The organism is Catenulispora pinisilvae, from assembly GCF_015356865.1.
Lineage (GTDB): Bacteria > Actinomycetota > Actinomycetes > Streptomycetales > Catenulisporaceae > Catenulispora > Catenulispora pinisilvae.
In genome coordinates, this window is the sequence record NZ_JAAFZA010000017.1 from 67397 (window position 1) to 77849 (window position 10453).

The window sequence follows — 10453 nt, forward strand, 5'->3', positions numbered from 1 at the left end:
CTGAGGACCGGTCCTCGCCCCGTATGGCTACCGTCCATCGACGAAGGCCATAGCAACGGAAAGGGGCCAGACACCCAATGGCGGATCCTGAGATACCCGAACAGCCTCCACAGTTGGATGACACGCAGGGCGTGAGCGGCAAGCGCAAGGCGGCGGTCTTCGGCGGGATCGGGGCCGGCGTCGTCGCGCTCGTCGTACTCGTCGTACTCGTGTCGGCCGAGTTCAGCGCGGAGAGCAAGAGCACGAAGATAGACGTGAACGCCGGCGGGCCGAGCACGGGCCGCAGCGCCGCCCCGGCCTGGAGCAAGGCCTCGCTCGGAGCCACGATCGTCGGGAGCTGGGCCAGCGGAAACGATCTCGTCGTGGTCACGTCCAACGCCTTGACCGCCTACGAGGTCGCCAGCGGCAGGCAGGACTGGAGCTGGTCGGTGCCGGCCGGCCAGACGATCTGCCGCATAGGCCAGACGGCTTCGAGCCCTCGCGGCGCCTTCATCTACGGCACCCGGGACAACTGCGGGAACCTCCAGGTCCTCGACCTGACCACCGGCAAGCCGATCTGGTCCGCTCCCTTCAACCTCGCCCCCTCCGGCCCCGAGAACCTCTCCGATAGGCCGGCCGACCTGTCTATCCAGGGCTCCTACCTGGTGGCACCCTACGGGCCGTACAACGTCGTCGACATCGACCTGTCCACCGGCCGGTCCGTCTGGAACACCGACCAGCGCGACGAGCCCGACCTCGGCTGCGACATCGACAGTGCGGTGATAGTGGGCACTGACGTGTACTACGGGACCACTGGGGTTTGCGACCGTGGCGGTAACCAGGTCTGGAAGCGCGACGCCGCCTCGGCTGCGGCAGCCACCGCGATGAACCTGCCGATCACCTGCAACGAGCCCACGGTGCTCCAGGCCGGAGGCGAACTGCTGACGGTGTGCAATGCGAGCGAACACAACCCATCGCTTCTCTTCGCGCGCCCAGGCTCCTCTTCCCTCAGCACGGTGAAGGCGTCGAACGACGCCCTCGGGCAGCTCGGCCTACAGGCGGCGGCGACGGCCGTCTATGGCAACACGTTCTACGTCCCCACCTCGACAGACGATCTCGATTTCAACGAAGTCACCGCGATCGACCTCAGCAACGGGAACGCACTATGGACCGTGCCGATGAGCAAGACGGAGACGTTCCGAGGAGTGGTCGGGGCCACGAGCGCCGGCGCCGTCGTCGCGTACTGGGACAAGGAGCACGGCACGTTCGCGATCACGACCCTGGCCGCTTCCTCGGGGGCCGCGGCACCCGAAACGGCCATCGATACCAAGACTCAGGAGTCGAACGGCACCATTCTGCTCGTGGGCGACTACCTCATCGGCATCTCAAACTACGCCATGCCCGGGAACGACCAGCTCGCCGTGTACCACCTGAGCTGAGCCCGGAGTCGGCCGGTGAATCAGCGCTCGCCGGCGCCGAGGAAGCGGCGCAGCGCCTCGACGACCAGGTTGTGATCCTCCACCTGCGGCAGCCCGGACACGGTGACGGTCCCGATGACGCCGACACCGGCGACCGTGACGGGAAAGGCACCGCCGTGCGCCGCATACGTGTCCAGCGGCAGCCGGGTCGACTCCTCGAACGTGGTCCCGCGATCGCGATGGCGCTGCCCGACCAGCAGCGAGCTGTGGCCGAAGCGCCGGACGACGTTGTTCTTGCGCTCGATCCAGAAGCCGTTGTCCGGGCTGGTGCCGGGCCGGGCGTGGTGGAACAGCTGCTGGTCGCCTCGGTGGATGTCGACGGCGACCGGCAGCTCGCGCTCGCGGGCCAGCTGGACCAGCAGCGAGCCCAGGGCCCAGGCGTCGTCGTGGGTGAAGGTCGGGAAGACCAGCTGTTCCTCTTGGGCGAGCAGTTCGTCGCTCGTGGTGGGTTCGTCGCTCACAGGGCGAGTTAATCAACGCTGTTGACAAACAGTCAACCGACACCCCGCCGAGATCCGCGGGTGGCCGAACACCCGACACCCCTCACGAAGCACCGACCTTCTCCCCCACGCGCGCCGGGCTGCCCGGCAGCCACACGCTGAGCAGCGCCCCGCCACCGGGCGCGCGGGCCGCCTCGACCCGGCCGCCGTGGTTGGTGGCGATGTGCTGCACGATGGCCAGGCCGAGGCCCGAGCCCGGGGTGGAGCGGGCCTCCGGGGAGCGGTAGAAGCGCTCGAAGACGTGCGTGAGGTCTTCCTCGGCGATGCCCGGTCCCTGGTCGGCCACCTGGAGCATGCCGTCGGTCAGGGTGACGGTGACCGCGCCGGCGGCCGGGGAGAACTTCGTCGCGTTGTCCAGCAGGTTGGTCACCATGCGTTCCAGCGCGGTGGCGTCGCCCTTGAGGTACCAGTGCTGGAGCCGGAAGTCGTACCTGACGCCGCCGAGCGCCCGGCGCTGCACCCGTTCCGCGGCCCGCTCGACGACGTTGACCAGGTCCAGCTGCTCGATGGTGTGCGCGGGCTGGTCGTCCCGGGAGAGCTCGACGAGGTCTGAGATGAGGATCGAGAGCTCTTCCATCTGCGCGCGCACGTCATTCAGGAGCGCGACGCGTTCCTCCGCGGGCAGCCGACGGTCACCCGGCGGCGCGGCCGCGACCTGGGCCAGCAGGTCGAGGTTGGTGCGGATGGAGGTGAGCGGAGTGCGGAGTTCGTGCCCGGCGTCGGCGACGAGGCGCTTCTGGTGCTCCCGCGATCGGGCCAGCGCCTCAAGCATCGTGTTGAAGTTGCGGGTCAGGTGCGCGATCTCGTCATCCCCGTTGACCGGCAGCGGCGCGAGGTCCCCGGTGCGGGCGATGTACTCGGTCGCCTGCGAGAGCCGCACCACCGGCCGCAGCGCCGCGCGTCCGATCGCCAGCCCGGCGAAGGTCGCGAGCCCGATGCCGAGCAGCCCCACGACGATCGAGATGGTGGCGATGGTGCTCAGGACCGATTCGGTCGGGGCCAGCGACGTCGAGAAGACCAACGCCGAGGGTTGGGAGCTCGCCGTGGATCCGCCGGGGGACGCCCCCGGGGACACCCCCGCGGAGCCATCGGAGGCATCGGGGAAGGAGTTGAAGATGGCGTAGACACGGTAGTCGACACCGTTGTAGTTGACGGTCCTCAGCGACTTGCCGCTCTGCCCGTCGGCCACAGCGACCTCCGGCGGCCCGAAAGGCGCCGACACCTGATAGGTGGCCAGAACCTGCCCCCGCTGGCGCAGCTGAAGGTTCAGCGGCTGATCCGCGGTGCCATCGGCATAGACCAGCGACTCCTGGTAGCCGGAGACCGCCAGCATCTCCCGGTTCTGGTCCTGATTGAGCGTACTCGGGTCGAACATCTGGAGCGGCGAAGCAGTGAAGACGGTGGCGCGCTGCTCCAGCTCGTGGTCCATCCGATTCATGATCGTCCGACTGATGGCCAGATAGCTGATCAACGCGCACAGCGCCACCGACAACCCGACCGCCGCCACAACCAGAAGGGTGATCCGTGATCTGAACGACCGCCGGCTCACCCAACCCCCATCCCTTGCCATGCGCAGAGCCTGGGGCGTCCCGCTGAGAGACGGCTGAGATGCGACCGTGAGGAGGGTGAGGAACGATCTCAGCCGCGCGCACTCGGGCGGGTACCGCGACAGCCAGCAGCCGCTGTCCCCGCTATCCCTGCTAGCGCCCCAGCCGCAAGCCCGGAACAACGTTGGCATAGATCTGCTGAGCAGCCTGCGCCCCCACAGCACCCTCCACCTGCCGACGCGTCGCGTCCTGCTCATAGAACGGGTAGTCGCTGGCGAAGACCACTCGGTCGATGCCATAGGTCTCGATGGCGAGCCGGAGCGCGCCCGGGTTGCCCGCGGCGGTGTCGACGTAGAAGTTGGTCCGGAGGTAGTGCTCGATCCGGTGTTCGGCCTTGCTGCCGCCGAGCAGTTCGATGCGCTCGGCGATGTAGGGCAGCACCCCGCCGAGATGCGGATGGACGACGACGAGGTCGGGCACGACATCCAGCAGACCCGAGTCGATCAGCCGGAGCGCCGTCAGCGAGGTCTGATACACCCAGGACAGCCCGGCGTCCTCGCGCAGATCGCGGGTGCCGATGCCGGTGGCGGACCGGAAGCCGGGGTGCAGGACCAGCGGGACGCCCAACTCCGCGATGCGGGCGAACACGGGGATCGTGTCCTCGGTGACCAGTGGACGTCGCTCGTCAATGGTGGTCTGCTGCGAGACGCCGCGCAGGTCCAGCTCGCCGATCGCGTGGTCGAGCACCTTGAGCGCCAGGGCCGGGTCCTGCATGGGCAGGGCGGCCAGGGCCACCACGTGGTCGGGGTGCTCGCGCTGCACCCGCGCGTACTCGACGTGGACGCGGTCGAGCAGTTCGGCGGCCTCGTCGGCCGGGAGGTGGAAGACCTCGGCCAGGGTGGCCGGGCCGAGCACCAGGACGTCGACCCCGGCCGCGGCGGCGTGCGCCAGGTGGCTGTCGAAGTCCGCCATGAGGCGGTTCATCAGCGGCTGGCTGCGGTTCTCGTCGAGCCACAGGACGTAGTCGCCGTCCGGACCGCGCTCGGCCCGCGGGTAGGCGGTCCGGCCGACGAGCCGTTCGACGACGGAGGGCGGGTACCAGTGGACCTGGTAGTCCACCACAGGGGTAGTCGAAGCCAGAAGGCTATTGCCGGATTCGGATTCTGTGGTCATGGTGGCCTCCCGGTCAGAATACGCGGCCGCGTGAGCTGCTTCCTTTGCAGCGTAATCTCGGGAGGATCAAAGCAATTAGCTACTCTTATTGATGTCTGCCATTGATGGCATCGATTCCTGCCACGCCGTCCAAAGCCGCCGCGGCCCGGAGAACCCGTTCGCGCAGCCACCGATGCCCCGGATCGCTATTGGCCCGAGGCTGCCAATACATCGCCAGATGCAAAGGCTCAAAGGGCTGCGGGGGCTCTAGAAGGCGGATGGGAGCCTGACTGCCGAAATACCGCCCGAGCCGTTCCGGAACCACCGCCATCATGCGCGTTCCGGCCAACACCAGCGGTTGGATGACAAGATTCTGCGTCCCGATCGCGGGCACGCGCTCCACGCCCTGCCGGCGGAACCGGCGCTCGATGATCGGGTCCGCGAAACCGGCACTGTAGGAGACCAACGGCAACGTCCGGAACTGTTCCTCCGTCAGCCGCTCCCCGACCTCCGGATGCCGCGCGTCGACTGCGCACATCAAGTGATCGGTGAACAGCCGTGCCGAGCTGACCTGCAACTCCGCCGACTCCTCCGGAAGGATCAGCAGATCCAGCCCGGGCCGGCTCAGCTGCTCGGCGTAGTCCACCGCGACCGGCCGAATGAGCAGCCGCAGATTCGGCGCCTCGGCCTCCAACTCCGCGACCAACGGCCCCAGCAGGAACAGCAGCACATAGTCGCTCGCCATGAGCGTGAAGGTCCGTCGGGCCGTGCGCGGATCGAAGCCCCGACTGGCCAGCACCGCGGAGTCGATCAGGTCCAAAGCCTCCTGGAGCGCGGCCGTCAACTCCACGGCGCGCGGCGTCGGCACCAGCGACCGGCCATCGCGGACCAGCAGCGGATCGCCGAAGAACGAACGCAACCGGGCCAAGGACGCGCTCATCGCCGGCTGCCCGACCGACATCCGCTCCGCCGCTCTGGTGACGCTCCGCTCGGCCATCAGCGCCTCGAACGCGAGCAGCAGGTTCAGGTCGAGCCGGTGGAGCTGCTCATGGGGCATCGCGGCCACCTCCGATCATCACCGGGACACTAACTTACGGTGAGCGGGGGTGCAGTTCGCGAGCCGCGAGCCGCGAGCCTGATGCCTGATGCCTGGCGCCTGATGCCTGGTGCCTGGTGCCTGGCGCCTGGCGCCTGGCGCCTGATGTCAGTATTCGGTGGTGTCGGGTCGGTGTCGGGTCGGTGTCAGGCCGACTCTTCCTCGGCGAGGCGGCCGAACACCCACGTCCCGGGCGCAGCGGCATCGTCGCCGACCCAGAACTGGGTCCACAGCGAGCGGAACTCCTGCTGGGAGATATGGCCGTCGCCGTCGAGGTCGAGGCGGGCGAAGATCTCGTCGGTATCGGTCGGGCGGCCGTTCCAGGCCTCGATGAGCCGGCGGTACTCGGCGCGGGAGATGTGGCTGTCCCGGTTCTCATCGATGGCCTCGAACATGGCGTCCGCGGTCACGCTCACCGCGTCGAGCATCGTCGGCAGGACGTCGACGACGGTGAGGACGTCGTCCAGGGTGACGTGCTCGGCGTCCGCCGCCGCCGCGCTGAGCGACGACCACCAGCCGAGCATGATCGCTCGCAGCCGCTCGTGGTCGTCGGTGCCGGGTTCGAGGCCGCGCAGGACGGTCCAGCGCGCTGCCAGCGCGTCGAAGTCGGCCTCGATGAGATGCCCCCGGCGGTCCGTGTCCATCGCGGTGAAGACGGCCGCGACCTTGCGCCGCTGGAATTCGCTCGCCATGGGCCCATGGTGACGGCGCGGTGGGTATGACGGGGATGTTCCCGGGGCAAACCCCGCTATCGAGTGAGAGTCGGCGGTTGGTCGCGTGCCGCGCGCTCGGCTTCCGCGCGCTCGGCTTCCGATTTCTCCCGTGCCTCGTTCTCCCGTGCCTCGTTCTCCCGTGCCGCGCTCTCCTGGGCTTCGAGGAGTTCGGCGCTGTGCTCAAGCGTCCAGCGGCCCAGGGCCGCCAGCGGACCTTCGACCAGGCTCTGCCCCAACGCGGTCAGCGCGTACTCGACGCGGGGCGGCGCCTCGGCATGCGCGCGTCGTTCGATCAATCCGTTGGCCAGCAAGCGATGCAACGTCTCGGTCAGCACCTTGTCGCTGATGCCACCGATCGCCGCCCGCAGTTCGCGGCGTCGGCGCGCTCCCGGCCGAAGAGCGACCAGCACGACGGGATCCCATGTGTGCGCAACGAGATCAGTCCCCGCGCGCACCTGACAGTCGACAACCAATTCGCCGCTGTGGTCTTCGTGATCGCTCATGACGTGGCCATTATCGCGCGCCCGTTACGCACCGATCGGTGCGTAACGCCTTGCCTACAGTGACACGATGCACATTGGGATCATTGGGACGGGAACACTCGCGGCGATGTTGGGCGAGGCGTGGACACACGCCGGGCACGAAATCGCGATCGGCGGGCGATCGCCGGAGAAGGCGCGGGCGCTGGCCGATCGGCTGGGCCATGGAACCCAGGCCGTCGCCCCGCGACACGTCGTCGCCGGGCGTGATGCGGTGCTGCTCGCCGTGTCCTGGGGCGGTGTGGAGGACATGCTGCAAGCATCGGGGGCGCCTGAAGGCACGCTGGCGGGAACGCCGTTGATCGATCCCACGAACGCCGTCGAGCATGGCGTCGGGACAATGCTCACTGCTGACGGCGGTTCGATGGCGCGGCGGATTGCCGAGCTGGCTCCGGGGGCGCACGTCGTCAAGGCGTTCAATCTCTTCCCCGCTGAGCAATGGCAGCCGCAACCGCAGCCGCAACAGTCCGCATCGTCCGCCTTGCCCGCAGACGGCAAATCCGCCGTCACGGTGCCCATGTGCGGCGACGATCCCGCGGCCCTGGACGTCGTCAGCCGACTCGTCCGCGACGTCGGTGCGGCGCCGACCGTGCTGGGCACGCTGGATCGCGCCCGTCAGCTCGAAGAGGTCGCGGGCTTCGTCATCGGGCTGGCCTTCGGCGGCACCGATCCCAACTCCGCGATCCCGCGCATCCCCTAGCCGGACCGATCCGCCGCGGCCCCCAACAGCCCGCCCGAGCCCCCGCCAACCAGCCCCGGCCCGCTCCAGGCAGCCCCCGAAAGTCGAAGCCCAGTAGGCTTGAGGCGTGCACTGCGTACTGGAGAACCACCTGCGGCCAGCCCGCCGAGCGGTGCGACATCGGCTTGAGGGGGCGACCATACTGACCAGAGATGACCTCAGCCCGGACGGGATGCGGAACGGCGGGCCGGACGGCCCGGACCACAGGTTCGCACGAGGCGAAAGGCCAGGTCGATGATCGAGCTCGACGGGATTCCGGAACTGGCCGACCCGGTGATGGTGGCGGCCTTCGAGGGATGGAACGACGCCGGCGAGGCGGCGTCGAACGCGGTGAAGCACCTGGCCGAGGCCTATGCCGGGGGCGGGCGGGTGTTCGCGGCGCTGGACGGTGAGGACTACTACGACTACCAGGTGCACCGGCCCATGGTGGCCGCCGTGGAGGACCGGCGGCAGGTGATCTGGCCGACCACGCGGTTCTCGATCGTGCGGGCGCCGGCGCGGCTGCTGCCCGGGGACGCGCACGAGGAGCCCCGGGACCTGGTGCTGGTGCACGGCGTGGAGCCGAACATGCGCTGGCGTTCGTTCTGCGAGGAGATACTGGGGCTGGCGCGGGATCTGGGCGTGGGACAGGTCATCACGCTGGGCGCGTACCTGGCCGACGTGCCGCACACCCGGCCGACGCTGGTGACCGGCACCAGTTCCGACGAGGCGTACCAGGCGTTGTTCGACGTGGAGCCGCCGACGTATGAGGGGCCGGTGGGCATCACCGGCGTGTTCCAGGAAGCGTGCCACTTCGCGGGGATCCCGCTGATGTCGTTCTGGGCGGCCGTGCCGCACTACGTGGCGCACCCGCCGGTGCCGAAGGCGACGCTGGCGTTGCTGCGGCGGCTGGAGGACGTGCTGGACCTGTCGGTGCCGACGAAGCGGCTGGCCGAGGAGGCGCAGGCCTGGGAGGCCGGGGTCGACGAGCTGGCGGAGAACGACGCCGAGGTCGGCGAGTACGTGCGCACGCTGGAGGAACAGCGCGACAACGAGGACGCCGCCGATCTGCCGGAGGCCAGCGGCGAGGCGATCGCGCGGGAATTCGAGCGATACCTGCGGCGGCAGGAGCGGCGGCGGGGGTCTGAGGAGGGGTAGGGCCAGCGCTGGGGCTTGGGGCAGACGTAAAGCCGGCCCTAAGGCTAGAGGTAAGGCTAGAGGTCAACACAGGTGGAAAACGCTGCGGCCGGCTCAGATTTCCTGAGCCGGCCGCGGTGTGTTGTGTGGCGGTGAGCCGTCCAGCGGCATGTTGTCTATCAGAGCCCTGTGACGATACGCAGCGCCTCGTCGACCGACGCCGCCGGGTCCGGCACCGGGTAGAGCGTGCCGCGGATGGTGCGGGACGCGTCCACGATCAGCGTCGCGCGCTTGAGCCGGTCGGCGCCGGCGGCCCGGAACGAGGGCATCCGGAGCGCGGTGGTGAGCTGGAGCTCCTGGTCGGACAGCAGCGGGAACGGCAGGTTCTCCAACTCGGCGAACCGCGCCAACTGCGCGGGGCGCTGGGTGCAGACGCCGACCACCGCCGCGTCGGCCGCGTCGAATTCGGACAGGCGGTCGCGGAAGGTGCGCGCTTCGAGCGTGCAGCCGGGGCCGCCGGGGACATCAGACCAGCCGGGGGCCAGGGCCGGGTCGACGGCGGGCGAGCCGGGGAACGTGTAGAGGACGGTCCACTTGGCCGTGCCGGACACCGGATCGGTCGCCGTGCCGTCGGCGGCAGGGAGCCTCAGGGCCGGAATACCGCTGCCGACCAGGCCGTGCACCCGGCGGGCCTCGGCCGAGGCGGGCTCGGAGGTGGCGGTGAGCGTGCCGTCGCCCATGACGTGCTGCGCGCCCCAATTCTGCAACGCGACCAGCACCGGGAGCAGGCCACGGCCGGCATCGGTGAGGTGGTACTCGAAACGCGGCGGCCGATCAGAGTACTGAAGCCGCTCCAACACCCCGCGCTCAACGAGCATCGCCAGCCGCTCGGTCAGCACCTTGCGACTGACGCCCAGCTCCGCGACCAGGTCCGAGAACCGGTTGCGGCCCCCGGCGACGTCACGGACGACCAGCAGGGTCCACCAGTCGCCGACCACATCGAGGGCCTGCGCGATGGAGCAGTCGGTGTCGGCGATGCGGGTGTACTTCACCGGGCCAGTATAGTCGGTTCACATTGGGAACTTAGTTGGTTCAGAATGGGAACTGACTAGGGGGACTGACTGGGGGCCGGCTGAGGATCGATCAGCCGGACCGACTTGGGGAGGACGCTCTTGACTGCCGACAGCACCACGACCGCAGAAGCAACATCGGCCGGCGGCAACGCCGCGGGCCCGGATGCAGCACCATTCGGCCGCGACACCTCGGCCGCCGCGCCCGGGGCCAAAGCAGAAGCAGAAATAGAAGTAGAAGCGAAAGCCGCCCATGCGACATCGGCCGCCAGCGACAACACTGCCGCGAAGACGGCACCGGAGACAGCACGGGTCGGCGACACCAGCTCGGCCGTCGAACCCATAACGATCGGCAAAGACGCCGCCGCGATTCCCAAAGCCGCCGCTTCAGCTCCCGCGAGCACCAGCCCTGCCGCAGCCGCTTCCGCCAACACCATCGCCCCCGCCGCGCCCGCGCCCGCCAGCACCACCACCCGCACCGCGGCCGCTCCCGCCAACACCACCACCCGCACCGCGGCCGCTCC

At 69.2% G+C, this 10453-nt stretch carries 9 protein-coding genes and 2 pseudogenes; 3 read left to right on the forward strand and 8 right to left on the reverse strand.

The window, feature by feature from the left end; all coding sequences use genetic code 11:
- Positions 1-113 precede the first annotated feature (113 nt).
- Positions 114-1418 carry an outer membrane protein assembly factor BamB family protein gene (locus IZR01_RS07355; protein ID WP_194923367.1) on the forward strand — a complete coding sequence of 435 codons (1305 nt, stop codon included), beginning with the start codon at positions 114-116 and terminating at the stop codon, positions 1416-1418.
- Between the two features lie 20 nt (positions 1419-1438).
- Here IZR01_RS07355 and IZR01_RS07360 read toward each other — a convergent pair whose 3' ends face one another.
- From IZR01_RS07360 to IZR01_RS07385, 6 genes and pseudogenes are all read right to left on the reverse strand, one after another.
- Positions 1439-1918 carry a heme-degrading domain-containing protein gene (locus tag IZR01_RS07360; RefSeq protein ID WP_194897403.1) on the reverse strand — a complete coding sequence of 160 codons (480 nt, stop codon included), beginning with the start codon at positions 1916-1918 and terminating at the stop codon, positions 1439-1441.
- Between the two features lie 82 nt (positions 1919-2000).
- Positions 2001-3464 (reverse strand): ATP-binding protein, encoded by a 1464-nt coding sequence (locus tag IZR01_RS07365; protein WP_323746937.1) that lies wholly within the window; start codon positions 3462-3464, stop codon positions 2001-2003.
- 193 nt (positions 3465-3657) lie between these two features.
- Positions 3658-4677 (reverse strand): amidohydrolase family protein, encoded by a 1020-nt coding sequence (locus tag IZR01_RS07370; RefSeq protein WP_194923369.1) that lies wholly within the window; start codon positions 4675-4677, stop codon positions 3658-3660.
- 85 nt (positions 4678-4762) lie between these two features.
- Complete coding sequence (locus IZR01_RS07375) at positions 4763-5713, reverse strand: LysR family transcriptional regulator (protein ID WP_194897406.1); 951 nt, start codon at positions 5711-5713, stop codon at positions 4763-4765.
- A gap of 185 nt (positions 5714-5898) precedes the next feature.
- On the reverse strand, positions 5899-6444 hold the full coding sequence (locus IZR01_RS07380; RefSeq protein WP_194923370.1) for an EF-hand domain-containing protein: 546 nt from the start codon (positions 6442-6444) through the stop codon (positions 5899-5901).
- Between the two features lie 158 nt (positions 6445-6602).
- Positions 6603-6968 (reverse strand): annotated as a pseudogene (locus tag IZR01_RS07385) (winged helix-turn-helix transcriptional regulator); the annotation flags it as partial.
- Between the two features lie 67 nt (positions 6969-7035).
- On the opposite strand from IZR01_RS07385, the gene IZR01_RS07390 reads away from it, so the two are divergent.
- Both IZR01_RS07390 and IZR01_RS07395 read left to right on the forward strand, forming a co-directional pair.
- Positions 7036-7704, forward strand: coding sequence for an NADPH-dependent F420 reductase (locus tag IZR01_RS07390; RefSeq protein WP_194923372.1), 669 nt, complete (start codon positions 7036-7038; stop codon positions 7702-7704).
- Between the two features lie 273 nt (positions 7705-7977).
- On the forward strand, positions 7978-8880 hold the full coding sequence (locus tag IZR01_RS07395; RefSeq protein WP_194923373.1) for a PAC2 family protein: 903 nt from the start codon (positions 7978-7980) through the stop codon (positions 8878-8880).
- 158 nt (positions 8881-9038) lie between these two features.
- On the opposite strand, the gene IZR01_RS53020 is transcribed toward IZR01_RS07395, so the two are convergent.
- The gene (locus tag IZR01_RS53020) at positions 9039-9911 is read right to left on the reverse strand and encodes a winged helix-turn-helix transcriptional regulator (RefSeq protein WP_194923374.1); all 873 of its coding nucleotides are present in this window, start codon (positions 9909-9911) and stop codon (positions 9039-9041) included.
- A gap of 56 nt (positions 9912-9967) precedes the next feature.
- Positions 9968-10453: pseudogene (locus IZR01_RS07405) on the reverse strand (hypothetical protein); the annotation flags it as partial.

Coding starts and splice junctions, on each gene's coding strand:
- IZR01_RS07370 (WP_194923369.1), bottom strand. CDS start 4,677: ATGACCACAGAATCCGAATCCGGCAATAGCCTTCTGGCTTCGACTACC.
- IZR01_RS07375 (WP_194897406.1), bottom strand. CDS start 5,713: ATGCCCCATGAGCAGCTCCACCGGCTCGACCTGAACCTGCTGCTCGCG.
- IZR01_RS07380 (WP_194923370.1), bottom strand. CDS start 6,444: ATGGCGAGCGAATTCCAGCGGCGCAAGGTCGCGGCCGTCTTCACCGCG.
- IZR01_RS07390 (WP_194923372.1), top strand. CDS start 7,036: ATGCACATTGGGATCATTGGGACGGGAACACTCGCGGCGATGTTGGGC.
- IZR01_RS07395 (WP_194923373.1), top strand. CDS start 7,978: ATGATCGAGCTCGACGGGATTCCGGAACTGGCCGACCCGGTGATGGTG.